Source organism: Aeromonas sp. FDAARGOS 1404 (assembly GCF_019047085.1).
Classification (GTDB): domain Bacteria; phylum Pseudomonadota; class Gammaproteobacteria; order Enterobacterales; family Aeromonadaceae; genus Aeromonas; species Aeromonas veronii.
Genome location: NZ_CP077237.1, coordinates 3,759,026 through 3,784,569, shown reverse-complemented (window position 1 = coordinate 3,784,569; position 25,544 = coordinate 3,759,026). Strand labels below are relative to the sequence as shown.

The 25,544-nt window shown below is 60.6% G+C and carries 22 protein-coding genes; 10 read left to right on the top strand and 12 right to left on the bottom strand.

Annotated elements, in window-relative coordinates:
* Positions 1-13: 13 nt before the first annotated feature.
* The 3 genes from I6L34_RS17605 to I6L34_RS17595 are packed head-to-tail and all read right to left on the bottom strand — an operon-like array spanning position 14 to position 1,225.
* Positions 14-484 carry a YeeE/YedE family protein gene (locus tag I6L34_RS17605; RefSeq protein ID WP_075115461.1) on the bottom strand — a complete coding sequence of 157 codons (471 nt, stop codon included), beginning with the start codon at positions 482-484 and terminating at the stop codon, positions 14-16.
* 13 nt (positions 485-497) lie between these two features.
* On the bottom strand, positions 498-911 hold the full coding sequence (locus I6L34_RS17600; protein ID WP_069554757.1) for a YeeE/YedE family protein: 414 nt from the start codon (positions 909-911) through the stop codon (positions 498-500).
* The gene (locus I6L34_RS17595) at positions 911-1,225 is read right to left on the bottom strand and encodes a helix-turn-helix transcriptional regulator (RefSeq protein ID WP_005338008.1); all 315 of its coding nucleotides are present in this window, start codon (positions 1,223-1,225) and stop codon (positions 911-913) included. The genes I6L34_RS17600 and I6L34_RS17595 overlap by 1 nt, the downstream gene beginning before the upstream one ends.
* A gap of 88 nt (positions 1,226-1,313) precedes the next feature.
* Here I6L34_RS17595 and I6L34_RS17590 point away from each other — a divergent pair, with 88 nt between their 5' ends.
* The 4 genes from I6L34_RS17590 (at position 1,314) to I6L34_RS17575 (ending at position 4,557) form a co-directional block, all read left to right on the top strand.
* Complete coding sequence (locus tag I6L34_RS17590; protein WP_005344304.1) at positions 1,314-1,499, top strand: DUF2892 domain-containing protein; 186 nt, start codon at positions 1,314-1,316, stop codon at positions 1,497-1,499.
* Positions 1,500-1,553: 54 nt separating this feature from the next.
* The gene (locus I6L34_RS17585) at positions 1,554-2,825 is read left to right on the top strand and encodes an NAD(P)/FAD-dependent oxidoreductase (RefSeq protein ID WP_216955071.1); all 1,272 of its coding nucleotides are present in this window, start codon (positions 1,554-1,556) and stop codon (positions 2,823-2,825) included.
* Between the two features lie 380 nt (positions 2,826-3,205).
* Positions 3,206-3,610 (top strand): hypothetical protein, encoded by a 405-nt coding sequence (locus I6L34_RS17580; protein ID WP_075115460.1) that lies wholly within the window; start codon positions 3,206-3,208, stop codon positions 3,608-3,610.
* Positions 3,611-3,828: 218 nt separating this feature from the next.
* On the top strand, positions 3,829-4,557 hold the full coding sequence (locus tag I6L34_RS17575; protein ID WP_075115459.1) for an MgtC/SapB family protein: 729 nt from the start codon (positions 3,829-3,831) through the stop codon (positions 4,555-4,557).
* Between the two features lie 91 nt (positions 4,558-4,648).
* Here the strand turns inward: I6L34_RS17575 and I6L34_RS17570 are convergent, their stop codons facing one another.
* The 8 genes from I6L34_RS17570 to grpE all read right to left on the bottom strand — a co-directional run bounded on the left by I6L34_RS17570 (position 4,649) and on the right by grpE (position 15,417).
* Positions 4,649-5,659: a LacI family DNA-binding transcriptional regulator gene (locus tag I6L34_RS17570; protein WP_058058001.1), complete on the bottom strand. Its 1,011-nt coding sequence runs from the start codon at positions 5,657-5,659 to the stop codon at positions 4,649-4,651.
* A gap of 27 nt (positions 5,660-5,686) precedes the next feature.
* Entirely contained in the window at positions 5,687-7,102 is a 1,416-nt protein-coding gene (locus I6L34_RS17565) for a sucrose-6-phosphate hydrolase (RefSeq protein ID WP_058058000.1), read from the bottom strand.
* Positions 7,102-8,466: a sucrose-specific PTS transporter subunit IIBC gene (locus tag I6L34_RS17560; RefSeq protein WP_058057999.1), complete on the bottom strand. Its 1,365-nt coding sequence runs from the start codon at positions 8,464-8,466 to the stop codon at positions 7,102-7,104. The genes I6L34_RS17565 and I6L34_RS17560 overlap by 1 nt, the downstream gene beginning before the upstream one ends.
* A gap of 83 nt (positions 8,467-8,549) precedes the next feature.
* The gene (locus I6L34_RS17555; protein WP_081042815.1) at positions 8,550-9,506 is read right to left on the bottom strand and encodes an aminoimidazole riboside kinase; all 957 of its coding nucleotides are present in this window, start codon (positions 9,504-9,506) and stop codon (positions 8,550-8,552) included.
* A gap of 115 nt (positions 9,507-9,621) precedes the next feature.
* Positions 9,622-11,112 (bottom strand): carbohydrate porin, encoded by a 1,491-nt coding sequence (locus I6L34_RS17550; RefSeq protein ID WP_152985341.1) that lies wholly within the window; start codon positions 11,110-11,112, stop codon positions 9,622-9,624.
* A 264-nt stretch (positions 11,113-11,376) separates the two neighbouring features.
* Complete coding sequence (gene dnaJ, locus I6L34_RS17545) at positions 11,377-12,519, bottom strand: molecular chaperone DnaJ (protein WP_005338032.1); 1,143 nt, start codon at positions 12,517-12,519, stop codon at positions 11,377-11,379.
* Positions 12,520-12,620: 101 nt separating this feature from the next.
* Complete coding sequence (gene dnaK, locus I6L34_RS17540; protein WP_058057369.1) at positions 12,621-14,543, bottom strand: molecular chaperone DnaK; 1,923 nt, start codon at positions 14,541-14,543, stop codon at positions 12,621-12,623.
* A 298-nt stretch (positions 14,544-14,841) separates the two neighbouring features.
* Positions 14,842-15,417 (bottom strand): nucleotide exchange factor GrpE, encoded by a 576-nt coding sequence (grpE, locus tag I6L34_RS17535; RefSeq protein WP_005338036.1) that lies wholly within the window; start codon positions 15,415-15,417, stop codon positions 14,842-14,844.
* Between the two features lie 291 nt (positions 15,418-15,708).
* Here grpE and nadK point away from each other — a divergent pair, with 291 nt between their 5' ends.
* The 6 genes from nadK to I6L34_RS17505 all read left to right on the top strand — a co-directional run bounded on the left by nadK (position 15,709) and on the right by I6L34_RS17505 (position 24,507).
* Complete coding sequence (gene nadK / locus I6L34_RS17530) at positions 15,709-16,593, top strand: NAD(+) kinase (RefSeq protein ID WP_005338038.1); 885 nt, start codon at positions 15,709-15,711, stop codon at positions 16,591-16,593.
* A 253-nt stretch (positions 16,594-16,846) separates the two neighbouring features.
* Positions 16,847-18,511 (top strand): DNA repair protein RecN, encoded by a 1,665-nt coding sequence (gene recN / locus I6L34_RS17525; RefSeq protein WP_058057368.1) that lies wholly within the window; start codon positions 16,847-16,849, stop codon positions 18,509-18,511.
* A 355-nt stretch (positions 18,512-18,866) separates the two neighbouring features.
* Positions 18,867-19,757, top strand: coding sequence for a manganese-dependent inorganic pyrophosphatase (locus tag I6L34_RS17520; RefSeq protein WP_167564756.1), 891 nt, complete (start codon positions 18,867-18,869; stop codon positions 19,755-19,757).
* A gap of 249 nt (positions 19,758-20,006) precedes the next feature.
* A complete protein-coding gene (gene macA / locus I6L34_RS17515) occupies positions 20,007-21,170 on the top strand; it encodes a macrolide transporter subunit MacA (protein ID WP_216955070.1) in 1,164 nt (387 codons plus the stop codon).
* On the top strand, positions 21,167-23,140 hold the full coding sequence (locus tag I6L34_RS17510; protein ID WP_216955069.1) for a MacB family efflux pump subunit: 1,974 nt from the start codon (positions 21,167-21,169) through the stop codon (positions 23,138-23,140). Before macA ends, I6L34_RS17510 begins: the two co-directional genes overlap by 4 nt.
* Before the next feature lie 2 nt (positions 23,141-23,142).
* Positions 23,143-24,507, top strand: a complete 1,365-nt coding sequence (locus I6L34_RS17505) for an efflux transporter outer membrane subunit (protein ID WP_216955068.1) — start codon at positions 23,143-23,145, stop codon at positions 24,505-24,507.
* A 533-nt stretch (positions 24,508-25,040) separates the two neighbouring features.
* Here the strand turns inward: I6L34_RS17505 and I6L34_RS17500 are convergent.
* Positions 25,041-25,451, bottom strand: coding sequence for an H-NS family nucleoid-associated regulatory protein (locus tag I6L34_RS17500; protein ID WP_040065985.1), 411 nt, complete (start codon positions 25,449-25,451; stop codon positions 25,041-25,043).
* Positions 25,452-25,544: the final 93 nt, after the last annotated feature.

The following is a 25,544-nucleotide window of genomic DNA, read 5'->3' as shown; positions in this document are numbered from 1 at the left end:
TCACTTCACGGGATCAGGCGGTATGGGACTGGCGCACCTTATCCACTCCCCGAGCTGGCGCCTTGGTCAGCACCCTGGCCAGTCCTTTGTCAAACAGCAAGATCCCGGCCACCATGGCCGCTATAAACAACATTATCATGGGCTGCCCGCTGGAAATGAGACTCAGAGCAGGCCCCGGGCAGATACCCACCAATCCCCAGCCGATGCCAAACAGCGCAGCCCCGCCGATCAGCCTGCGCTCGAGCCGAGGAGCTGGTACGGCGGCGATGGGCTCCCCCAGCACGCTCTGACGATGGGGTTTCACCAGCAAGAAGTAACCCGGCATAAAGACCAGCAGGGCGCCTCCCATCACGAAGGCGAGGCTGGGATCCCAGGCGCCAGCCAGATCGAGAAAACCGGTGACCCGAGCGGGATCCACCATGCCGGAGATGGCCATCCCCAGTCCGAACAACACACCCGCAAACAAACTTGTCAGCAACTTCATGGCGATCAGCCCCTTACAGCAGATGATGAGTGACGAAGACGGTGATAAAGCCTGCCGCCATAAAGGTCAGGGTGGCGACGATGGAGCGCAGGGAGAGCCGCCCCATGCCACAGATGCCGTGGCCGCTGGTGCAGCCATTGCCAAGACGGGTACCGACCCCGACCAGCAGACCGGCCAGTAGCACAACGGGCCAGCCGGGCAGCGTGGTGAATGCAGGCATGGTGGCCCAGCCCAGGGTCAGCGCCAACCAGGCACCCGCCCCGAGCCCCAGCAGAAACAGCACCCGCCACGGCGCACGGTGTTGCAGCGCACCGGCCAGAATACCGCTGATCCCGGCCACCCGGCCGTTGAACAACATCAGGATCAGGGCCGACAGCCCCGCCAGCATGCCACCGCCCAAAGAGAGCAGCCATTGGCTTTCCATCATCAAGATTCCTTATTTTCTGAGTGACAAAAATGGGTTTGCAGCGCGCCCAACACATCGGCGGCCGCCTCGCTCACCAGCGAGTAGTAGATCTGCTGGGAGACCTTGCGCGAACGGATCAGGCCGTAGCGCTTCAATACCGAAAGTTGCTGGGAGAAGGCCGACTGCCCGAGTTGGCTATGGGCCAGCAGCTCCCCGACCCCCTTCTCCCCCTCCACCAGCTGGCAGAGCACCATCAGGCGTTCGGGATGAGCCAACGCCTTGAGCAGGGAGGCGGCGGCTGTCGCATGTCTGTTCATCTCGTCGAATTGGCTCATAAGAGTAAATTAGCAATTGCTGATATTTGTTCTATTGTATAAAAAAACACTAAATTAGCAACATCTAAAGTATAGAAGGAGAAAGACCATGACAGTAGATAACGGAGTCAGAATCGTCGCGGGTTGCATGTTGCTGCTCTCGCTGATCCTTACCACCTGGGTTCATCCGGGCTTTGTCTGGTTGAGTGCCTTTGTCGGGGTCAACCTGATCCAGAGCGCATTCACCGGTTTCTGTCCGGCAGCGATGATCCTCAAACGGATAGGATTTAAATAAACGGGTCGGATGACCCGGCTCACATGAGCGTGTAATAAACGCAGGAGGCTGAACATGGCAACGGTAATCGTCATCGGCGCGGGTCTCGGGGGCATGTCTGCCGCCTACGAACTCAAGGCCGAACTGGGCAAGCAGCATGAGGTGATCCTCATCAATGACAAGCCGGACTTTGAATTCACCCCCTCCAACCCCTGGATTGCCGTCCAGTGGCGGGAGCGCAAGAAGACCTCGATCCCCATCGAACCCCATGTGAAGAAAAAGGGGATCCGCTTTATCCATGCCGCCCTGACCGAGCTGCAACCGGCGGCGCAGCAGCTCACCCTCTCCGATGGCCAGACCCTGCGTTACGACTTTCTGGCAATCTGCACCGGCCCGGCCCTCGCCTTTGACGAGGTGACGGGGGCTGGCCCCGAATCCGGTGGCACCACCAGCGTCTGTACCCTCTCCCACGCCGAAGAGTGCCGCCACAGTGTCAGCGCACTGGTCGATGAGCCCGGCCCTGTGATTGTCGGCGCCATGCCGGGCGCCTCCTGCTTCGGCCCCGCCTACGAGTACGCATTCATCCTCGATCGCCACCTGCGCGACAAGAAGGTGAGAAAGAATGTGCCCATGACCTTTGTCACCAGCGAGCCCTACATCGGCCACCTTGGTCTCAACGGCGTGGGGGACTCCAAGGGGATGCTGGAGAGCGAATTGCGGATGCGCGACGTGCAGTGGATCTGCAATGCCCGCACCGTGGCGGCGCAAGATGGCCAGATGACGGTGGAGGAGCTGGACGATGAGGGCAACATCAAGCGCACCCACACCCTGCCCTACAAACACGCCATGATGCTGCCCGCCTTTGTCGGCATTGCGCCGCTGCGGGGCATCGAGGGGCTGGTCAATCCCCGCGGCTTTGTCATCGTCGACGAACACCAGCGCAATCCCGCCTTCCCGCAGATTTACGCCGCCGGTGTCTGCATCGCCATTGCACCGCCGCACAAGACGCCGGTACCGACCGGGGTGCCCAAGACCGGCTATATGATTGAGGCGATGGTGCGCACCCTGAGCCACAACATCAAGGCGGAGCTCAGCGGCCAGCCGCCGGTGACCAAGGCGGTGTGGAATGCCATCTGTCTGGCGGACATGGGGGACACAGGTGCCGCCTTCGTCGCCATGCCGCAGATCCCGCCGCGCAACGTCGCCTGGTTCAAGAAAGGAAAGTGGGTCCATCTGGCCAAGATCGCCTTTGAGAAGTACTTCCTGCACAAGATGCAGGTGGGGGATACCGAACCCATCTACGAGAAACTGATGCTCAAATACCTCGGCATCGACAAGACCGAATGACCCCGCAGACCCGGCCCTCGCTGGGTCTGCTTTTTACGACCCTGCGCGGCAAAACGGGGCTTTCGATTATGTTTCAAGATGTTGCTGCGGGCGGCGCGGGGTTTACCCTGCCTGCCGCCTCGGCTATCATTCGAGCCTCTTATCAATAGCGGAGACCATCAGTGGGCAACTCATCAAGTGACAGTTGTAGACCGACCCTCATCGTCGGTACCAAGGTCGCGAGCTAGCCGCAGGTCTTTCTCTGCCGCAACTCGCAACCCTGCGAGAAGCGGAAATCCACTCCCCTCTTCTCCCTTTTTACACTTGACGTCTGGCAACCAGAGGCCAATCGCCACGGTCGCCATGCCTGCATAGTTTCTGCTTCCCACAAGGAGGCTGCTATGCGTTTTATCTCAATCAAACCGGCTGCGGATCGCGCGGTCGCAACAGGTTCTGTTGCTACCCGGGCTCACCCCCTGTTGAGCCGGCTCGGCCGTGGCATGCTGCCACGCTGGCTGGGCGGCAAACCGCGTCAGCACCACTACCGGCTGCAGATCCGCTGTGAGGATCGCGCCGATATGGAGCAGGTGCTGGATATGGTGAACCACACGTTGCAACCGGCCGGGCTGCAACCGATGCAATCGATGAAGCCGGGTCGCGGCGGCGGGCGAGAGCTGGTGCTCAACCTGCAGTGCACCCCGCCCCAGCGACGCTATCTGGTGCAGTTCGTTCATCAGGTCGGAGTAGCACATCCGGTGCGCTGGCAACTGCGCCCGCGCATCGACTGCGATCCCGAACTCAACTGACCGCACACCTGCGTTAACCACAGTGAAAGGGGCCAGCCACGCTGGCCCCGCTTGTTGCGTCCTCTCCGAGCGTCAGGGCATCTGATGATGCTCCCGCCTCGGGACGCCGCGTTATTGTTTTTCTGCTGGCCATCCGCGCAATCATCCCCTGATCCATCCGCCTCCCGGCGTTTCATCGTGGATTGCGCCAAGCCAGCGCTTATCAGAAGGAGTACGCCATGAAGATGTGGCAACAAATCGACATGATCTCCCTGCTCGACACCCTGGCCAGCCTGTTGCTCGCCTTTGTGCTTGGCAGTCTGGTCGGGCTGGAGCGCCAGTACCGCCAACGTACCGCGGGCCTTCGCACCAACGTGCTGGTCGCCGTGGGGGCCGCCCTGTTCGTCAGTCTGGCCCAGCGCATCTATGACCTGCACGGCGGCAACTACAACGTGGTCCATGTGGTGGCCTATATCGTCTCCGGCATCGGCTTTCTCGGCGCCGGCGTCATCATGCGTGAATCCGGCAACATCCGCGGCATCAACACCGCGGCCACCCTGTGGGGTGTGGCGGCGGTCGGCGCCGCCTGTGGCGCAGGGCTGGCCATGGAGGCCATTCTGGGTGCCCTGTTCGTGCTCGCCGCCAACACCCTGCTGCGACCGCTGGTCAACCAGATCAACCGTCGCCCGGTAGACAATCTGGACACCGAAGTCACCTACAAGGTGACGGCGCTGACCCAGCGCGAACATCAAAAAGAGGTGCTGCACTGGCTCGAAGAGATGCTGGAGCAGGCCAACTACCCCCTGAGCGAGCTCGACATCGAGCCGTTTGGCGCGGGGGATCTGGAGATCTCTGCGGTGCTGCTGGCTACCTCCATCGATGGCGACGAGCTGGATGCCCTGATGCAAAAGCTGGCCATCCACCCCCATATCAAGCAGGTGTTCTGGCGCACCAGTACCACCGATTGAGCCGTTGGTCAGAGGAAAGAGCAATCCGCCCACAGCAAAAAGCCCCGCCAGCAATGGTGGGGCTTTCTCATATGGGATGGGTGAAATGTGACTAACTGCGGCTGCGCCAGCGCACCCTGGGGGGGATCACCTGGGCAGTCTGCGCGGGAGGATTGCCCGCTATCAGTTGCTGCATCAGCTCGAAAGCGGCGAGAGCCAGCGCCGGACAATCCTGCACCACCGAGTCGATGCGCATGGGAATGCAGTCGAGCAGGTCGTGATCATCGAAGGTGCACAGGCGCATGCCTGTTTCCATCAACCCCGCCTCGTTGAGGTAGCGCAGTACCCCTTCAAGCAGGGTAAAGGAGGCGGTAAAGAGCCCCCTGGGGGGCGCTCCCAGCTCGGCCACCAGCTCAGCCATCAGCTGATAACCGGAGCTCGGCTGGTAGTCGCGATGACGCACCCTTGCAGCATCGGCTTCAAAACCGGCGCGATGAAGCCCCAGCTCATAGCCCGCCAGCCGGTGACGACTGGGGGAGAGATCCAGCAAGCCGCCGAAGTAGTAGATCTGCTCGCCGCACTCGCTGGCCATGTCCCGCACCAGCTCGGCGGTCGCCTTGCAGGCATCGGAGATCACCATGGGCAAGCGCGACTCGCCGATATGGCGGTCGAGCTGCACCACCGGCAGGCGGTCGTGGATGCGGGCATAGATGTCATCGCTGTGGCCGCTGGAGGCGACAATCAGCCCGTCCACCTGACGGCTGATGAGGTTGTCCACCACCCGCTGCTCGAGAGCGGGATCATCCTCGGAGCAGGCGATCAGCAGCTGGATGCCCGCCTCCCGGCAGTGCGCCTCGAGGGCGCGGGCGATACGGGCGAAACCGAAGTTGGTGAGATCGGGGATCACCAGCCCCCAGGTGTAGCTGCGGGTCTCGCGCAGGGAGCGGGCATGAAAGCTCGGCAGGTAGTGACACTCCTCCGCCACCGCCTGAATGCGCTTGCGGGTATCATCGGCAATCCGGTACTCCGCACTCTTCCCGTTGAGCACCAGACTGGCGGTCGCCTTGGACACCCCCGCCAGTTCGGCGATCTGGGCAATCGTGATCCGTTTCTTCTTCTCCACCTGGCCTCCCGGCTGACTAGAACCGGGCTATTGTACTAGGCACGCCGACAGCGGCCAGTGATTGAGGCAAATTTTGCAGCCATCATCGCCGTTACCTGATGATAGTTGCGGCTTGTCCCCGGGAAAATAGCGCGCAGACAGGCTGTGTCGCCCCTCATCGATGAAACACTCCAGACTGGAGCGATCGCACAGCACGGTGATCCGCCCGCCAGCCCATGGGCTGCTGCGGGTCTCCCACACCCCGCTCTGCCAGTTCTGGCGCCGCAAGGTGATGCGCCCCGGCTGCCACACCAGCTCGGTCACGGCCCCAAACCAGAGGCTCCCCTCACCACACAGGTCCAGATCGAGCCAGGCCGAGTCGATGGCCAGACCCGGAAATTCGCCAAGCGTCCCCTCAAAACGGGTCAACTCTCCCTTCAATGCAGCGAGCTCCGCTACCGGTCGCTGGCAGAGCCACTCATCCTGCCAGAACAGCTCCCGCGGGCAGCTCATCTGGTGGATCCAGCCGTAAGCGACCGTAGGCTGGCTCATCTCGTTCTCCTCCGGCAGACCCAGCCAGCCAAACAGCAAGCGCCGACCCTGGCTATCCAGAGTGGTCTGGGGGGCATAGAACTCGAAGCCCCGGTCCAGCTCGTGAAAAGCCCCGTGCTCGAAGCGCTCGCCGTCGAAGTTGCCAGAAAGCCAGCCGCACTGGTAGAGGTTGCGATAATCCTCGCCTGCCGGGGCAATCCCCTGCGGACAGCTGAGCAGCACATGACTCTCCCCCAGCGGGAAGAGATCCGGGCACTCCCACATATAGCCAAACTCACCCAGCCCCCCTCGACCGCTACCGGCGATGGGCCCCACCCGCTGCCAGCTTTGCAGGGTGTCGCCACGATAGAGCAGCACTTCCCCCTTGTCATCCTGGGTACGCGCGCCCAGCACCATCAGCCACTGCTGGCCGTCGTGCCACACCTTGGGGTCGCGCACGTGGCCGCTGTAGCCTTCGGGCAGATCCAGCACAGGCCCCAGCTTGGCAAAACCACCCTCACCGTCGGCCCGAGCCAGACACTGATAGGCGGTGCGGCTGCCATCAGGGTATTTGACATTGCCGGTGTAGATAAGGGTCAGACGCCCCTGCTCGTCGCTCACCGCAGAGCCCGAATAGCAGCCGTGGCTCTCATAGGCTTCGGTGGGTAAGAGCGCCACCGGCTCGTGCTGCCAATGCAGCAGATCGGTGGAGATGACATGGCCCCAGCCCTTGTTGCGGTGCTCGCAGCCAAGCGGGTTCCACTGGTAGAAGAGGTGGTAGCGCCCATCGTGCTCGATAAAGCCGTTGGGATCGTTAAGCAGCCCCACCGGGGCTGCCAGATGCCAGCGGGGCCGATGGGGATCGGCCGCCGCCTTGAGCTGTCCGGCCAGCAACGACCGGACAATCTGGTTGAGAAGATCGCTTTCCTTCATCACTCCACCTTGTACTTGAGCAGGTAGGAAGCGGCGAAGGCGGCGCCAAAGGCGATCACCAGCCCGATGATGTAATGAATAAGGCTCATGGGCTGGACGATGGCCATACCGGGAATACCGGTCAGCCCCACCGCCGTCATCCCCACCTTGGCCGCCACCACGTAGGCGCCGCCGCAGGCCCCGCCAAACAGACCGGCAAGGAAAGGTTTGATATAGCGCAGGTTCACCCCGAAGATGGCAGCCTCGGTGATGCCCAGCAGGCAGGACATAGCCGCCGGCACGGTAATGGCCTTGATCTTCACATCGCGGGTCTTGAAGTAGACCGCGAGGCAAGCCCCGCCCTGTGCCACATTGGCCATGGCCCAGATGGGCAGCAGGAAGTTGACGCCAATTTGCGGATTGGCCAGCAATCCCGCCTCGATGGCGTGGAAGCTGTGGTGGATGCCGGTAATGACGATCAGTGAATAGGTGCCGCCGAACACCAGCCCCGCCAGCCAGCCCGCCTGCTCATAGAGGGCGCTCAGACCGAACGAGATGCCATCCCCCAGCACCCGACCCGCCGGGCCGATAAAGAGCAGCGCCACGAAGCCGGTGATGATGACGGTGAGAAACGGCGTGAGGATCAGATCCAGTGCATCCGGAATGCGCTTGCGCAGCTGTTTCTCCAGATGGGACATAAACCAGACCGCCAACAGTACCGGGAAGACGGTGCCCTGATAGCCGATCATGGCGACATCGAGCCCGAAAAAGTCCATGGTCTTGAAACCACCGGCCACGCCCCAGGCGTTGGTCAACGCCGGGTGGGTGAGGATGCCGCCAAGGGTCGCCCCGAGGTACGGATTGCCGCCAAACTCACGCGCCGCCGTAAAGCCGATCAGGATCGGCAGTATGATAAAGGCCGCCGAGCTGAACATGTCGAGCATGACGAACAGGGCGCTGTCGGCGTTGACCCAGCCGTAGGTACGCACCATGCCGAGCAGCCCCATCAGCAGGCCGGAGGCGACGATGGCCGGAATGATGGGCACGAAGATGTTGGAGAGAGTCCGCGCCAGACGCTGGGCCACGTTGAGCTTGGCCGTCGCCATGTCGGTCAGCTCAGCCTTGCTGGCGGTGCCGGTACCGGTCAGCGCCACGAACTCCGCATAGACCTTGTTGACCAGACCGGTGCCGAAGATCACCTGAATTTGGCCCGCGTTGCTAAAGCACCCCTTGACCCCCTCCAGCTTGTCGATGGCGGCCTTGTTTACCTTGCTGTCATCGGCCAGCACCAACCGCAGCCGGGTGGCGCAGTGGGCAGCGCTGACGATGTTCTCCTTGCCCCCGAGCAGGGGCACCAGATCCTTGGCTATCGCACTGATATTCATATTCTTCCTCTTATGACCCGCCACGCTGGCGGGCCCTTGTCACATGAGAGTAGGGGCTGTCGAGCCGGGCTTCTAGCCTCAGCTCAACGGCCGCTTGTGTCTGATCGCAAAAAGGCATCCAGTTCGGAGCGGGTCGGCAGCGCCGTCATCGCCCCCTTGGCGGTGGTGGCGAGCGCCCCGCAGCCGTGGGCCTGAGCCAGGATGGCGGGTAGCTCGGCCAGCGTCGGCAGCGACGAGCGCCCGGCCAGCGCCGCCAGCAGACCGGCGACGAAGGCATCCCCCGCCCCCGTGGTGTCGATGGGCGTCACTTTCTGCCCCACCCACTCCAGCAACTCGCCATCAAGGCGAGCCACCACCCCGGCCGCCCCTCTGGTCACCAGCACCAGCGCCGGGCCAGAGAGAGTTGCAAGCCCGGCGGCCAGATCATCCTCGCCACTCAGCAGTTGCAGCTCCTCAATGGAGAGCTTGACCACATCCGCCTGTGCAATGGCCTGACGCACCAGCGGCAGCAGCTCGGCGGGGTTGCCCCACACCTCGGGACGCAGGTTGGGGTCGAAGCAGACTCGCCCGCCTTCCGCCTTGATGGCTGCCATGGCCTGCAGGCAACTGGTGCGCACCGGCTCGTTGGCTAGCGCGATGGAGCAGGTGAGCAGCCACTGACCGGCCTTGAAGCGGGGCAACTCATCCGGCGTGAGGAACTGGTCGGCACTGGGGCGCACCATAAAGGTGAAGCTACGCTCCCCCTCGTCATCCAGTGCCACCAGCACGGTAGATGTGCGATGGTCAGGATCAAGCCACAGCGCGGCCACATCCACCCCCTCCCCACTCAGGGTATCGGCCATAAAGCGGCCGAACGGGTCAGCACCGACCCGGCCGATAAAGGCCGCATCGCCGCCCAGCCGTGCCACGCCAACCGCCACATTGGCGGGCGCGCCACCCGGACACTTGAGGTAGTGCAACGCCCCTTCCGGGATCAAGTCCACCACCGCATCCCCCATTACCCACACACGATTCGTCACCTTGCTACTCCACTGCTGCATCGGATCCACGGTCAAACCCGAACTCTGTTCTATTGGCTGGCATTATCAGCTAAACCGTTTTAGCCAACCAACAGATCTCGGCACCGGTTGCCATTTTTGTGATCGGGATAACGAACTAGAACCAGGTTTCCATCTGCACACCAAAGTTCCACTCGCCACCGGCGGTGAAGTTGCTCTGGCCCATGGCATCGTCGCTGGCGTAGTTGTCGAGCTCGGAGGACCAGTCCATCCAGCTGGCGAATACCCTAAGCTCGGGACGTTCGAAGAAACCGGCGGTCTGCGCCTTGAAGGTGGGGGCGAAGGTGAGCTTGGTGAAGTTGCCGTTCACCGCCTGGCGTCCCTTGTAACCCTTGGGGTCGAGATCCATGTACTGCCAGGCTGCCTCGTAGACCAGCTCCACGTTCTGGCTCAGCACCTGCGCCACCCGGGTATTGAAGGTAAGCCAGCGGTACTCGTCCCCTTTCACGTAGCGATCCTGACTCTGCTCGGCCAGCAGGGCCGGGGCAAAACGCCAGCGCGGATTAAGATCGGTAGCGCCAAACACGGCGACCCGCACTGCATCGGCATCCGGCAACAGCTCACTGTCAGAGCCCAACCCCTTGACCTCGGCCCCCAGCCCATGACCGTACAGCACCGCCGCCTTCGCAAAACCGGGGTTGAGGCCAAAGAAGCTCTCGCCGTGGTAGGCCAGCAGGGTGTGTGCCCCCTTGTCCGCCGCCTCGCTGCCCGCCCCCTTGTCATTGATGCGGGCGTCATTGTCCTTGGCCGAGAGGCCGTTCACCATCCACTGCCAGTTGCCGACGCGGTTGTTCATGGTGAGAATGTAGCTCTCGATATCGGAGAGGCCACTGGCGCTGATGTCGCCGTAATCGCGGCCATAGAGGGAGAAGTTGGCCTTCCAGCTGTCGGCCAGCTGCACGTCGTAGACGCCGCCGCCGGTACCGGCCAGGAACACCACGTCGGAATCGAGCCAGTGGATATCGAAGTTGTCGCGGTCAAAGCGCTTGCCCGCCCACAGCACCGCATTCTTGAAAGGGCCGTCGAAGCTCGCCAGATTACCGATCTCGGCAAACACCTGACGGGTATTGAGGCTCGAATCGCTGGCGGTCCAGTCGTTGCTGGTCTCCACCCCGTCTGCCAGCATCAGCTTGTAGCGGGCCCAGCTGCCATCCTCGAAGGTCTGGGTTTTCAGCAGGTTGGCCTCCATGTAGGTGTCATCCTCATTGCCAAGACGACCGACAGCCCCGCCCACCGAACCGGCTGGCGTGATGTAGGGGCCGCCGCGCCCACCGTTGCCATTGCTGTTTACCAACAGGCCCGAGCGAGCGTAACCGTGAAATTCGAAGCCTTGGGCACCGGCGGTCTTCTCATCCACCTTCTGGCTGCGGTTGTCGGCCACCTGCGCCTGCTCACTCGCCGCGCTCGCCTTCACTTCCGCCTGACTGGCACGGCTCTCTGCTGCCTCGGCTCTCGCTTCAGCCGCCTGTACCCGCGCCTCCAGCGCCGCCAGACGGGCCTCGATACCGCCATCCGCCGCCCACAGCGGGTTGCTCATCCCCAATCCCAGCGCTACCGCCAGCGCCAACTTGCTCTTGAACATCATCATCTTCCTCACCTGTCATCTGTAGCCCGAACGGGCGCTGTTGTTATCGACAGCCAGAGCATAGCTAAACCGCTTTAGCCAACTCAATACAGCAACTAAACCGTTTCAGCAACAGTGTGAGCGGGATAACATTTGTACAGCAGGAATTGGCGGGAGTTGTGAGGAGGATCCCTCATCAGGATCCACTCAATAGGGCGGATCCTGGCTAAACGGCGGGCAAAAAAAGAGCCGGCACAAGGCCGGCTCTGTTTATTCGGGTCGCTGAAATCAGCTGGTCAGATCGTCGAAGAAGCGTTTCACCCCTTCGAAGAAGCCTTCCGATTTCGGCTTGTGGGTCTTGGCAGCGGCACCGCTGAACGACTCGTCCAGCTGGCGCAACAGCTCTTTCTGCTGCTCGGTGAGGTTGACCGGAGTCTCGATCACCACCTTGCACATCAGATCCCCTACCTGACCGGAGCGCACGGACTTGACGCCCTTGCCGCGCATGCGGAACATCTTGCCAGTCTGGGTCTCCGGAGTGACCTTGAGCTTGACGCGGCCATCCAGGGTCGGCACTTCAATCTCGCCACCGAGGGCGGCTGCGGTGAAGCTGATGGGCACTTCGCAGTAGAGGTTGTTGCCGTCACGCACGAAGATCTCGTGCTCTTTGACGTGCACCTGTACGTAGAGATCACCTGCCGGTGCTCCTGCTTCCCCCGCTTCCCCTTCGCCGGAGAGACGGATGCGATCGCCGGTATCGACGCCCGCCGGAATTTTCACCGACAGGGTCTTGGTGCGCTGGTAGCGACCTTCACCATGGCACTTGCGGCACGGATCCTTGATGATCTTGCCGCGACCGTGACAGTGCGGACACGCCTGCTGTACCGCAAAGAAGCCCTGACGCATCTGCACCTGGCCGGAGCCGTGGCAGGTCGGGCAGGTCTGGGCACTGCTGCCGGTGTGGGCACCGGAGCCGTTACAGACTTCACAGTGAACCAGGGTCGGCACCTTGATCTCCTTGGAGACCCCACGTACCGCCTCTTCCAGCGTCAGCTCCATGGTGTAACGCAGGTCGGAGCCACGGGCCGGGCCACGACGGGCACCACCACGGCCACCGCCGAAGATGTCACCGAATACGTCACCAAACATGTCGGCGAAGTCGGCACCGCCGCCAAAGCCACCGTGGCCACCGCCACCCTGGCTCGGGTCGACACCGGCATGGCCGTACTGGTCGTAACGGGCACGCAGGTTGGCATCGGTCAGGACCTCGTAGGCTTCCTTGACCTCTTTGAACTTCTCTTCGGATGCGGCATCACCCTGGTTACGATCCGGGTGATACTTCATGGCCAGGCGCTTGTACGCCTTCTTGATCTCGCGATCGTCGGCATCTTTCGCCACACCCAGTACTTCGTAGAAATCGCGCTTCGACATACTCATCCTGTGGTTACGCAGACGGGCGTTGGTTACCCAACGCCCGTGAATTCATTGACCAAGCCGATGGGCGAAGCGGACTCCGCCCATCTGGGTAGGGCTTACTTCTTGTCGTCTTTCACTTCTTCGAACTCGGCGTCGACTACGTCGTCGTCAGCCTTGGCAGAAGAGGAGGACTGACCGGCATCAGCACCGGCTGCACCCTGGGCCTGCTGCTGGGCAATCTCCATCAGCTTCTGGGACGCTTCCAGCAGAGCCTGCTGTTTGGCTTCGATAGCAGCCTTGTCGTCACCCTTGATGGCCGCTTCCAGCTCGCTCAGAGCAGCTTCGATCTTGGTCTTGTCGTCGGCAGGCAGGGCTTCACCGGCTTCGGTGATCTGCTTGCGTACGGAGTGGACCAGACCATCAGCCTGGTTGCGAGCCTGTACCAGCTCTTCAAACTTCTTGTCCTCGGCCGCGTTGGCTTCGGCTTCGCGTACCATGCGCTCGATCTCGTCATCAGACAGACCAGAGGAGGCCTGGATGGTGATCTTCTGCTCTTTGTTGGTCTCTTTGTCTTTCGCAGAGACGTGCAGGATACCGTTGGCATCGATGTCGAAGGTCACTTCGATCTGCGGCAGACCACGCGGTGCCGGACGGATGCCTTCCAGATTGAACTGGCCCAGAGACTTGTTGTCGCTGGCGCGCTTGCGCTCACCCTGCAGCACGTGAATGGTCACGGCAGACTGGTTGTCTTCGGCAGTGGAGAACACCTGGGACTTCTTGGTCGGGATAGTGGTGTTCTTCTCGATCAGCGCAGTCATCACGCTACCCATGGTTTCGATACCCAGAGAGAGCGGGGTAACGTCCAGCAGCAGTACGTCGGTCTTGTCACCGGACAGTACGGCACCCTGGATAGCAGCACCCATGGCCACGGCTTCGTCCGGGTTGACGTCTTTACGCGGCTCTTTGCCAAAGAACTCGGCAACGGTCTTCTGAACCAGCGGCATACGGGTCTGACCACCAACCAGGATCACGTCGTCGATCTCGCCAACTGCCAGACCGGAGTCTTTCAGGGCGACACGAACCGGCTCCAGAGAGTCTTTCACCATGTCTTCTACCAGGGACTCCAGCTTGGCGCGGGTCACCTTGATGTTCATATGCTTCGGACCGGTGGCATCTGCAGTGATGTACGGCAGGTTGACGTCGGTCTGCTGGGCAGAAGAGAGCTCGATCTTGGCTTTCTCGGCGGCATCTTTCAGACGCTGCAGAGCCAGCTGGTCGTTGCGCAGGTCGATGCCCTGCTCACGCTTGAACTCGTCTACCAGATAGTTGATGACGCGGTTGTCGAAGTCTTCACCACCCAGGTGGGTGTTACCGTTGGTCGCCAGTACTTCGAAGGTGGTTTCGCCTTCCACTTCGTCGATCTCGATGATGGAGATATCGAAAGTACCGCCACCCAGGTCATATACGGCAACCTTGCGCTCGCCCTTGACCTTGTTCACGCCGTAGGCGAAAGCCGCTGCAGTCGGTTCGTTGATGATGCGTTTTACATCCAGACCGGCGATGCGACCGGCATCCTTGGTAGCCTGACGCTGGGCGTCGTTGAAGTATGCCGGAACAGTGATAACGGCTTCGGTTACCGGCTCGCCCAGGTAGTCTTCGGCGGTCTTCTTCATCTTTTTCAGCACTTCGGCAGAGATCTGCGGCGGTGCCATTTTCTTGCCCTTCACCTCAACCCAGGCGTCACCGTTGTCAGCTTTGGCGATGGCGTACGGCATGATTTTCAGGTCACGCTGCACTTCTTCATCTTCAAAACGACGACCGATCAGACGCTTGATGGCGAACAGGGTGTTTTTCGGGTTGGTGATGGCCTGACGCTTGGCCGGCTGACCAACCAGGATCTCGCCATCATCGGCATAGGCAATGATGGACGGAGTAGTACGATCGCCTTCTGCGTTCTCGATCACGCGAGCAGTGTCGCCATCCAGAATAGCGACGCAGGAGTTGGTAGTACCCAGGTCAATACCGATGATTTTACCCATTTGACGAATCTCCAAATACTTTGAATAAACTGGCGAGGAACTCGCCTTAATGCGTTAACGGCTAGGTGGGGGCTGCCAATCTGGCTTTCAAGCTCCCGGCATCAAATTTTTTGTGCCGCCGTGGCCTTGCTACCTATATGGGGTCGCCGGACGCAGCTTCAAGCCCCAACCCTAAAAAACCACACCCTTTGTCATGGTTGCGCGGTCACGTTGAGCCGTAAAACCGGGCAAGATGAACAGGTGCTGCACTGCGAAACAAAAAGCCCGCCACGGGGCGGGCTCGGGCACCCACAGCCAATCAGTCGACCGCTTTGGCGATCATCACCATGGCCGGACGGATCACCCGACCGTTGAGGTCATAGCCCTTCTGCATCACTGCAATGACGGTGTTCGGGGCCACATCGGCACTCGGCACCATGCTCATCGCCTGATGGGCGTTGGGGTCAAACGGCTGGTTGATCGGGTCAAGCGCCACCAGACCAAACTTGGCCACGCCGCTCTGCATGGATTTCAGGGTCAGCTCGACACCTTCGATCATCGGCTTGAGGGCTTCGTTCTCCTTGTCGGCCAGTTCGATGGCACGCTCAAGGTTGTCCAGCACCGGCAGCAGTTCATTGGCGAACTTCTCCAGAGCGAATTTGTGCGCCTTCTCCACATCCAGCTCGGTACGACGGCGCAGGTTCTCCATCTCGGCGGCGGTACGCAGGGCGCGTTCACGCTCTTCCGCCGCTTTTTGGATGGCGGTTTCCAGCTGCGCTTCCAGTTCGGCAATGCGGGCCTGCTCGGCTGTCACTTCACTGTCTACATCGGTCGGCTCGACTGGCTGGGCTTCCACTTGCTCCATCGCTTCAACCTTTTGCTCTTCGTGGTTCATGACATCTCCAATTCCGGGGTTACTTATGAGGGCCCTGACGTCTGGTTGAGCGACCGGACGACAACAGACCGACTATGTTGGCGCTATTATGGGGATGCATCCCCGGCTTTCAAGGGGTAAAGGGCAATCAGGGTTGCTGAATAGCCGCAACCGGCGGTTTATCCGGGTTGCCGCTCACCGTTTAACCAGTAACCTCAAGGGGATAGCCAACCCCGTCACACGGGAGAGCGTCACAAGCGCAGCAAAGCACTGTATACTGGCCCGCAATACCCATCCCAGATCTGACTGACTATGGATTCTCCGTTCAAAACCATCGCCCTGATTGGCAAACCCCACCATGAGGGGGCCAACCAGACGCTGACCGGCCTGCATCAATACCTGACCGCCCGCGGCTTTCGGGTACTGGTGGAGAGCCGGGTCGCCCAGACCCTGAGCATCCTCGATGAAAACGTGATGGATCTGGTGCAACTGGGCCAGCAGGCCGATCTCGCCATCGTGGTCGGCGGTGACGGCAACATGCTGGGGGCGGCGCGGGTACTGTCACGCTTTGATGTGGCGGTGATCGGGGTAAACCGGGGCAACCTCGGCTTTCTGACCGATCTCTCGCCGCAGGATTATCTGCTGCCGCTGGAGCAGGTGCTGTCCGGCCACTACAAGAGCGAACACCGCTTCCTGCTGGAGGCCTCGGTCTATCGCCACGGCGAGCGCAAGTCGAGCAATCTTGCGGTCAACGAGGCGGTGCTGCACCCGGGCAAGATCGCCCATATGATCGAGTTCGAGGTCTATATCGATGGCAGCTTTATGTATAGCCAGCGCTCGGACGGCATCATCGTCGCTACCCCGACCGGCTCGACCGCCTACTCCCTGTCGGCGGGCGGCGCCATCCTCACCCCCAAGCTCAACGCCATCACGCTGGTGCCCATGTTCCCGCATACCCTCAGCAGTCGCCCCATCGTGCTCGATGCCGACAGCGAAGTGCGGCTGCTGGTCTCGCCGGATAATCAGGACGATGCCATGCAGGTCAGCTGTGACGGTCAGGTGACCCTGGCGGTCCACCCGGGGGACGAGATCCTCATCAAGAAGAGCCACCACCAGCTTCATCTGGTGCATCCCCTCGACTACAGCTACTTCCACGTGCTGCGCAACAAGCTCGGCTGGGGCAGCAAGCTGTTCTAATCAGCTTTGACCGACAACGGCATTGCCAGAGAAGGGCGCCTGAACTGGCGCCCTTCTCTTTTCTTTCGTAGCAACCGCGCCCCTGCACTCTCATATCCGTACCGCGTGCCAATGGTCAGTACCGCATTCTTATAGCCATAGCGCACTGGCGCGGCTTTCCTTTGTTAAAAATGACGGAGCCCTCTTTACTGTATATAAGACCAGTATATACTGGATGCATACACAGTAATGTTGACCTATACAGGATGAGACCATGCTGACCCAGCTGACCGTCAACAACTTCGCCATCGTCAAGTTTCTCGAACTCGATCTGCAACCGGGCATGACCTGCATCACAGGTGAGACCGGTGCCGGTAAATCCATCGCCATCGACGCTCTCGGTCTCTGCCTCGGAGAGCGGGCCGAAGCCGGCATGGTGCGCCCCGATAGCGACAAAAGCGAGGTCAGCGCCCGCTTCCTGCTCGACAACAACCCGGCCGCCCGCGCCTGGCTCGCCACCAACGAGCTGGAAAACGAAGGTGAGTGCATCGTGCGGCGAGTCATCTCCGCCGAGGGCCGCTCCCGCAGCTATATCAACGGCGTGCCCGTCCCCCTCACCCAGCTCAAGAATCTGGGCCAGCTGCTGGTCAACGTACACGGTCAGCATGCCCACCAGATGCTGCTCAAACCCGACTACCAGCTCGCCCTGCTCGACGGTTATGCCGGTCACCATCTGCTGCTCGACGAGGTGCGCCAGCACTATCAGCAGTGGCGCCAACTGCAAAACGAACTGAACCGGCTCAAGGCCGAGCAGCAACAGCGGGAGGCCCGCCGCCAGCTGATCGAGTACCAGGTGCAGGAGCTGGACGAATTTGCCCTGCAACCGGGGGAGTTCGAAGAGATAGAAGAGGAGCACCAGCGTCTCGCCAACGGTACCGAGTTGATGCAGGAGTGCGGGGCTTGCCTCGATCTGCTCTATGACAACGAAGAGACCACTATCGCAGGGCTGCTGCAATCAGCCGTCGATCGGGCCGAGGGGCTGGTCAGCATGGACAGCCGCCTCACTCCGGTACTGGAGATGCTGAACGAAGCGCTGATCGGGGTGCAGGAGAGCCACAGCGAACTGCGTAGCTACCTCGATCGGCTGGAACTGGATCCCGAGCGTTTTAACGAGCTGGAGGCCCGCCTCTCCAAGGCGATCAATCTGGCCCGCAAGCACCACGTCAAACCGGCAGATCTGGCTCAGTACCATCAGGAGCTGGCCTCTGATCTTGCTCGCCTCAACTCCGATGAAGAGCGGTTAGAGGGGATGGAAGATGAGCTGGCCGAGGCCCGTCAGGCTTTTGTCCAGGCCGCCGAAGCCCTGAGTCAGAGCCGTCAGCGTTACGCCCAGGAGCTGGGCGCCAAGGTGACCAGCAGCATGCACGAACTGGCGATGCCCGATGGCCGCTTTGCCATCGAGGTGCGCCCCGATGCCCAGAGCAGCCTCTCTCCGCTGGGTATAGATCGGGTGGAATTTATGGTCACCACCAACCCGGGCCAACCGATCCAGCCGCTTGGCAAGGTGGCCTCAGGCGGTGAACTGTCGCGCATCAGTCTCGCCATCGTGGTGATTAGCGCCCGCAAGATCTCCACTCCGACCCTGATTTTCGATGAGGTGGATGTGGGGATCAGCGGCCCGACTGCCGCCGTGGTGGGTCGCCTGCTGCGCCAGCTCGGCGAGTCCACTCAAGTGATGGTGGTCACTCACTTGCCTCAGGTGGCAGGCAACGGCCACCAGCATATGGTGGTGAGCAAGCATACCGATGGCAAAACCACCGAAACCCGGATGGATGCGCTCGACCAGAATGCCCGTCTCAATGAGCTGGCACGGCTGCTCGGTGGCGACCAGATCACCGACAACACCCTGGCCAATGCTCGCGAGCTGCTGCGCCGCTGAATCAGGTGATAACGCGTTTTGCAGCGATGGCGACTGACAGGGCTGACCGAACATGCTGACTGCGCAGGCACAAGCGGGCACCATTGCCTGCACAGTCCGCAATAGCCAACAGCCAATAGCCAATAGCCAATAGCCAATAGCCAATAGCCAATAGCCAATAGCCAATAGCCAATAGCCAATAGCCAATAGCCAACTGTGATAACTGAACTCGCGTCAGGATTACCGACCCAGATCAATAAAATGGCGAGTTAGGCGAAGCTGGCAGCAACATGGGCGTGGATCCGGTTGCCTTCATGTAGCGGATTTCGCATAGTGTTGCCCCCCTTTATGGGTATCCAATTGTGAGGCTTTGTCTATGATCCACGTTTTTGGTCACAAGAATCCTGATAGCGACAGTATCTGCAGTGCGCTGGTTATCACCGACTGGCTCAATGGCCAGGGCCGTCAGGCCACCTCATGGCGTCTGGGTGACCTGCGCACCGAAACCCGTTTTATTCTGGAGCAGGCTGGCGTCAGCGAACCCGAGTTGCTGACCAAAGATCTGACCGGTGAAGATGTCTGGCTGGTGGATTTCAGTGATCTGGAACAGGGCCCCGCCACACTGGCACAAGCCAATGTACTGGGTCTGGTGGATCACCACCGTCTCGGTACCCTGGTCACCCAGTCTCCGCTGGATGCCTGGATCCGTGCCGTCGGCTGCACCTGTACCATCGCCTTCGATCTGCTGAGCCAGCAAGGCACTGTGACCCGCAGCCAGGCTCGCCTGATGCTGGGTGCCATCATGAGCGACACCCTCTGTCTCACCTCGCCGACCACCACCGAGCAGGACAAAATCGCCTGTGAGCGTCTGGCACCGCTGGCCGAAGTATCGCTGGCCGAATTCGGCCAACAGCTGCTGATGGCGAAAACCGACCTGAGCGGCCTGACTCCGGCTCAACTGCTGCAGCAGGATGAGAAGGCATTCCAGGCCGAAGGTCTGAACTTCATCATGAGCCAGATCGAAGTGGGCAGCGAACAGCAGCTGGCCGAGCACCTGCCAGCCCTGCAGCAGGAGATGGCCCAGCGCGTGGCGAGCGAAGGGCTCGACTTCTTCGTGTTGATGGTGACTGACCTGACTGCGGCTGCGAGCCGTATCTACTTTACCGAGCACGCCAAAGTACCGGCAGAGTCCAGCTACCACCCGGGCTTTGTCAGCCGCAAGAAGCAGGGTCTGCCCTGGGTGATGGATCTGCTGGCCAAGGCCTGATCCTCACTCGCCATCACCCATTCCAAAGCCCTGCCTCTGCGCAGGGCTTTTTCATCGCCACCGCCAACCGCACTCCCCCCCTCTTGCTGATCATGTTGCTCACGACTGCGGCCTCTCGCTTACTCCTTTCTCGGCTTATTGACAGTTAACGCCATAACTTTGCTTACATATTTGCGGCTGTTATTTATCAGGGCTTTGCTGCAGGATAATCGCCGCGCACAACCTTTTCCGTTTCCATTCAGGTGATCGATGAACATAACCCCCAAGCAGAGAACACTGGCCATCACCATGCTGATCGCCGTGGTGCTCCTCGGCTGGCTGCTCTGGCCCAGTCAACCACCCAAGGCGATGCTGACCGCTCAGGTGACCCGCGAGGATATTGCCCAAACCGTACTGGCCAGTGGTGTGCTGCAGGCCGTGGAGCAGGTGGATGTGGGGGCCCAGGTCTCCGGTCAGGTTACCAAGCTGGCCGTCGAGGCCGGAGATCAGGTCAAGCAGGGAGACCTGCTGGCCGAGATCGATCCCCTGATTGCCCAGAACAACCTCAAGACGGCCGAGGCGGAGCTTGCCAGCAACCGCGCCCAGCTCAAGATCAAGCAGGCGCAACTCAAACAGAACGAGCTCGCCTGGCGGCGCCAGCAGCAGATGTTCAAGCAGGAGGCGAGCTCACGGGCCGATCTGGAGAGTGCCGAGGCCCTGCTGGCGGTCACCCGCGCCGAACTGCAAAATAGCCAGGCCAATATCGACAACGCCCTGATCAAGGTTGATCGGGCCAAGACCGAGCTGGGCTACACCAAGATCCTGGCGCCGATGGATGGCACCGTCATCAGCATTGTGACCCGTCAGGGCCAGACCCTGGCAGCCAGCCAGACGGTGCCGACCGTGCTCAAGCTGGCCAACCTCGAGACTATGACGGTCAAGGCGCAGATCTCCGAAGCTGATGTCACCAAGGTCAAAGCCGGCATGCCGGTCTACTTCACCCTGATCGGCGATCCGGATACCCGCTATCAGGGTACGCTTCGCGCTGTGGAGTTGGCGCCCACTAACATCAACGATCAGGCTGCAACCGGTACCACTACCAGCAATGCGGCCGTCTACTACTATGCCCTGTTCGATGTGCCCAACCCCGACCACACCCTGCGGGTGGCAATGACCACCCAGGTGACCATTGTGCTCGGCGAGCGCAAGCAGGTGCTCACTGTGCCGCAAACCGCCCTCGGCAAGTCGCTGGGTGACAACGAGTATGAAGTCACCGTGAGCAAGGACGATGGGACAACCGAAACCCGTCATATCAAGACCGGTATGAAGGACGAGATCCGCATTGAGGTGATCAGCGGGCTGAGTGAGAAGGAGGAGGTGCAGCTCAATCACGGAGCCCCCGCCGACAATGATGAGATGGCGGTGATGCTATGAGTGAGCCCCTGAACCAGCTGCCGTTGATCCAGCTGAAAGGGGTCGAGCGACGCTACCAGAGCGGCGACAGCGAAGTCACCGTGCTCCACCCTCTTGACCTCACCATCTCCGCAGGAGAGATGATCGCCATTGTCGGCGCGTCCGGCTCCGGCAAGTCGACCCTGATGAACCTGCTGGGTTGTCTCGATAGCCCGAGCAGCGGCCAGTATCTGTTTCGCGGTCAGGACACCGCCACCATGGATGCGTTGGCGCTGGCCCGGCTGCGCTGCCACCACTTCGGCTTTATCTTTCAGCGCTACCACCTGCTGCCCCATCTCGATGCCGCCGCCAACGTGGAGATCCCAGCTGTCTATGCCGGTACCAGCCGCCCGGATCGCCAGGCGCGCGCGCGTCAGCTGCTGAGTAGACTGGGGCTGGCCGATCGCAGTCACCATACCCCGGGCCAGCTCTCCGGCGGTCAGCAGCAGCGGGTCAGTATCGCCCGGGCGCTGGCCAATGGCGGCGAAGTGATCCTCGCCGATGAACCGACCGGCGCACTGGATAGCCAGAGCGGCAAGGAGGTGATGGCGATCCTCAAGGAGCTGCACGCTCAGGGCCACACCATCATTCTGGTCACCCACGATATGAACGTGGCCAGCCATGCCGACCGTATCATCACTCTCAAAGATGGTCGGATTGAACAAGATAGCGGCCCCTGCCAAACGGCCGTGTTGGCGCCAGCCACCGCCGTAGCCCCTCAAAAAATAGTGCCCACTAAAGGCGCCATGGGTCACGACTGGGATCGTTATCGGGAAGCGGGACGGATGGCGATGCATGCCATGCTCGCCCACCGGATGCGCACCTTCCTCACCATGCTCGGCATCATCATCGGCATCGCCGCCGTGGTGAGCGTGGTGGCGCTGGGGCAAGGGGCGCGCGCCAAGGTGATCGACCAGATCAATGCGATGGGCACCAACACCATCGAAATCTTCCCGGGCAAGGGATGGGGCGATGAGAAGATGGCCAGCATCCAGACCCTCAACAAGGGGGATCTCGATGCTCTGCTGGGACAACCCTATCTTGCGGGCGCCAGCCCCGAGATCGGCAGCTCCGGCCAGTTGCGCTATCGCAACAAGACCAACAGCGGCAATGTGACCGGGGTTGGTAACGACTATTTCAAGGTGAAGGGAATGACGCTGGTCAGTGGTCGCTTACTGGAGTGGCAAGATATCCAGCAGCGTGCCGCCGTTGCCGTAGTGGACAAGAAGAGCATCACCAGCCTGCTTGGCAAGGAGGATCCGGTCGGCAAGGTGGTACTGGTCGGCACCTTGCCGGTGCGGATTGTCGGTGTGGTTTCGCAGGAGACCGGCTTCGGCCCCACCAGCCAGTCGGTCAATATCTGGCTGCCCTACAGCGCAGTGATGAGTCGCCTCATCTCGCAGCACCACTTCAGCCAAATCACCATCCGGGTCAAAGACGGGGTACAACCGGCGCTGGCCGAACAGGCGGTGATCGAGCTGATCACCAAGCGCCACGGGTTGAGGGATTTCTTCACCTTCAGCAGCGACAGCATCATCAAATCGGTGGAGAAAACCACAGCCACCATGACCCTGATGGTCTCGGCCATCGCGGTGATCTCGCTGATCGTCGGCGGGGTGGGCGTGATGAACATCATGCTGGTGTCGGTGGTGGAGCGTACCCGCGAGATCGGCATTCGCATGGCCGTGGGCGCCCGCCAGTCAGATATTTTGCAGCAATTCCTGATTGAGGCTGTGATGGTGAGCCTGCTGGGGGGGATATTTGGCGTTGGCCTCTCGCTCGGCATTGGCGCGCTCTTTTCACTGCTGGTGGACTCCATCAAGATGCAGTTCTCGCTCTTCTCCATCCTGATGGCCTTTGGCTGCTCGTCACTCATCGGGATCCTGTTTGGTTACCTGCCGGCACGCAATGCGGCGCGGCTCGACCCTGTTGTCGCACTGGCGAGGGAATAACAATGCACAAACTCTCCTGGCTGGCTCTCTCTATGGCCCTCAGCGGCTGTAGTCAGCACAGTACCTATCAAAGACCCGAGCTGGCGATCGCCCCCGCATGGCAACAGGCAGAGGGCGCCCAACTGGCTGCTCAGGCAGGCCAATGGTGGCAGGAATTTCATGATCCCCAACTCGACAAATTGGTCGAGGCGGTACTGGCCGCCAACCCGGACATGCGTGTGGCGGCCCTCAAGCTCAACAGCGCCAGACTGGGCGCCGAGCAGGCCGATACCAACCTCACCCCCTCGGTCAATGGCACTATCGCAGCCAGTGGCAACAAGGATCTGAAAACCGGCAAAGGCACCAACAGTCTGGGCCCCTCGCTGAGCCTCAGTTACGAAGTAGATTTGTGGGGCAAGCTTGCCTCGGTGCGAGATCAGGCAAGCTGGGAAGTGGCGGCAAGCGAGCAGGATCTCGCCAGCACCCGACTGCTGCTGATCGGCAATACTCTGGAGCAGTATTGGCAGCTCGGCTATCTCGGCTCTGCCATCACCCTTGGGGAACAGCAGCTGGCCAACCTGACCCGTACCGAGCAGCTGACCCAGACCAAATACCAGGCAGGCGCCATCACCCGGCTCGATCTGGCGCAGGCACGCCAACAGTTGGCCGGAAAACAGGCTGAGCTGGCCTCCCTCAAGGCGCAGCAGGAGCAGGCTCGCAATGCCCTGCGTCTGTTGCTGGGCCGCAGCAGCGGGCCGCTGGAGTATGCACCCGCGTCCCTTGCAAAGCAGACCATTCCTGAACTTGCGGTGGGTATTCCAGCCGATGTGCTGGCTCGCCGCCCCGATGTCAAAGCGGCCGAATTGCGGCTGCGCAAGACGCTGGCAAAGGGGGACGAGATCCGCACCAGCTTCTACCCCAGCCTGACCCTGACCGGCAGCGCCAGCACCGCATCCGATAGATTAGCGCAGGTGCTGCAAAATCCGGTTGGTACGCTAGGGGCCAACCTCGCCCTCCCCTTCCTTGAATACAACCGCACCCAGCTCGCCATCGAAAGCTCAGAGCTGGATTACCAGATCGCTGAAACCGAGTTTCGCAAACAGCTCTACACCGCACTGGTGGAGGTGGAAGACAATCTGGCCGCACGCCACTATGGCCAGCAGCGACTCGATTATCTGCAGGAACAGCTGAGTTATGCCCAGGAGGCCGAACGACTGGCCAAGGCTCGCTTCCAGGCAGGTGCGACCGGTGTACAGGCTTGGCTTGATGAGCAGAACCGGCTGTGGGATGCCCAGCAGAGCCTGCTGGCCCAGCAAAAAGAGCAGCTCACCACCACAGCCAAAATCTATCGCGCCCTGGGTGGCAGCGATAGCGTGACGCCCCGATAGCGCTTCTCCCGGCCATTCCCCACTCTGCCGGCAGAGTGGGGAATACCATCGCCATCGACCGCACCGAATTCCCTCGCCCACACGGCAGACAAACGCCATTGCTCATCATCAGGGGCAGTTACGGCAGCCCATCCAATTACAGGCATCGGCAACCCAGAATATCCCGGCTATACCTTGCGGCTATCTCTATCCCTCACGCACCCTGTGGAGATAACGATTACCGGATATTCCATCCGCAGAGAGCTCGACTCTCGCCGAGCGGCGCCCCGTGAATCGTGAGAGACATATCCGAAGCGCATATCTGCACGACGCATACAAATAGCAATATCACGCAGTTAATCCTGCACGACAAAATTAATCGCAAACAATGAGTGATATTGACAAAAGCAACAGTGAAGTGAAACGACGGTAATAAGGATACAAGCGAGGATGTAGATAACAGTGGGGAGAAGGGTCGGATGGATAACCACGAGTAAAACGGCAAAAATAATGCCGCTCAAGGGCGGCATTATTCAATCTCTGAACCTGACGAATTAGATCAGGAAATCGTTCAGGTCTTTACCCAGTGCTACTTGAGCAGCAATGGCTTTCGGCATACGGCCTTGACCGGTCCAGGTTTTTTCCTGACCATCTTCTTCGTACTTGTATTTAGCCGGACGCGGAGCACGCTTGCTCTTGGCAGCACCAGCCGCAGCAGCAGGAGCTGCGGCAGTCGCCAGCAGCTCACGAGGATCAATACCAGCCTGCTGCAGCATTTCGGTGAATTCATTCAGCTTGCGCTGACGCTCTTCCTGTTCAGCACGCTCCTGTTCAACAGAATCGGCGCGCTCTTGGTAAACCAGGTCAAACTTCTCTTTAGCTTCCAGCAGTTGCTCAAACGGCAGCTCACGAATAGCCGCACGCAGACTGCGAATGTTCAGCAGAACTTTCAGAAACTCGTTCATTATTTCCTCACAAAAAAGTCGGTTACAGGGATAACTGTTTCAGAATAGCATGGACAATTCGCGAGAACATACAGTTTTTCTATATTAACGTTC

Excerpts from the sequence above, each read along its gene's own strand:
- recN (WP_058057368.1), top strand. The coding sequence starts at position 16,847 with ATGCTGACCCAGCTGACCGTCAACAACTTCGCCATCGTCAAGTTTCTC.
- I6L34_RS17595 (WP_005338008.1), bottom strand. The coding sequence starts at position 1,225 with ATGAGCCAATTCGACGAGATGAACAGACATGCGACAGCCGCCGCCTCC.
- I6L34_RS17580 (WP_075115460.1), top strand. The coding sequence starts at position 3,206 with ATGCGTTTTATCTCAATCAAACCGGCTGCGGATCGCGCGGTCGCAACA.
- I6L34_RS17560 (WP_058057999.1), bottom strand. The coding sequence starts at position 8,466 with ATGAATATCAGTGCGATAGCCAAGGATCTGGTGCCCCTGCTCGGGGGC.
- dnaK (WP_058057369.1), bottom strand. The coding sequence starts at position 14,543 with ATGGGTAAAATCATCGGTATTGACCTGGGTACTACCAACTCCTGCGTC.
- I6L34_RS17590 (WP_005344304.1), top strand. The coding sequence starts at position 1,314 with ATGACAGTAGATAACGGAGTCAGAATCGTCGCGGGTTGCATGTTGCTG.
- I6L34_RS17605 (WP_075115461.1), bottom strand. The coding sequence starts at position 484 with ATGAAGTTGCTGACAAGTTTGTTTGCGGGTGTGTTGTTCGGACTGGGG.
- nadK (WP_005338038.1), top strand. The coding sequence starts at position 15,709 with ATGGATTCTCCGTTCAAAACCATCGCCCTGATTGGCAAACCCCACCAT.
- dnaJ (WP_005338032.1), bottom strand. The coding sequence starts at position 12,519 with ATGTCGAAGCGCGATTTCTACGAAGTACTGGGTGTGGCGAAAGATGCC.
- I6L34_RS17500 (WP_040065985.1), bottom strand. The coding sequence starts at position 25,451 with ATGAACGAGTTTCTGAAAGTTCTGCTGAACATTCGCAGTCTGCGTGCG.
- I6L34_RS17510 (WP_216955069.1), top strand. The coding sequence starts at position 21,167 with ATGAGTGAGCCCCTGAACCAGCTGCCGTTGATCCAGCTGAAAGGGGTC.
- I6L34_RS17585 (WP_216955071.1), top strand. The coding sequence starts at position 1,554 with ATGGCAACGGTAATCGTCATCGGCGCGGGTCTCGGGGGCATGTCTGCC.
- grpE (WP_005338036.1), bottom strand. The coding sequence starts at position 15,417 with ATGAACCACGAAGAGCAAAAGGTTGAAGCGATGGAGCAAGTGGAAGCC.
- I6L34_RS17600 (WP_069554757.1), bottom strand. The coding sequence starts at position 911 with ATGATGGAAAGCCAATGGCTGCTCTCTTTGGGCGGTGGCATGCTGGCG.
- I6L34_RS17555 (WP_081042815.1), bottom strand. The coding sequence starts at position 9,506 with ATGCAGCAGTGGAGTAGCAAGGTGACGAATCGTGTGTGGGTAATGGGG.
- I6L34_RS17575 (WP_075115459.1), top strand. The coding sequence starts at position 3,829 with ATGAAGATGTGGCAACAAATCGACATGATCTCCCTGCTCGACACCCTG.
- macA (WP_216955070.1), top strand. The coding sequence starts at position 20,007 with ATGAACATAACCCCCAAGCAGAGAACACTGGCCATCACCATGCTGATC.
- I6L34_RS17565 (WP_058058000.1), bottom strand. The coding sequence starts at position 7,102 with ATGAAGGAAAGCGATCTTCTCAACCAGATTGTCCGGTCGTTGCTGGCC.
- I6L34_RS17520 (WP_167564756.1), top strand. The coding sequence starts at position 18,867 with ATGATCCACGTTTTTGGTCACAAGAATCCTGATAGCGACAGTATCTGC.
- I6L34_RS17505 (WP_216955068.1), top strand. The coding sequence starts at position 23,143 with ATGCACAAACTCTCCTGGCTGGCTCTCTCTATGGCCCTCAGCGGCTGT.
- I6L34_RS17550 (WP_152985341.1), bottom strand. The coding sequence starts at position 11,112 with ATGATGATGTTCAAGAGCAAGTTGGCGCTGGCGGTAGCGCTGGGATTG.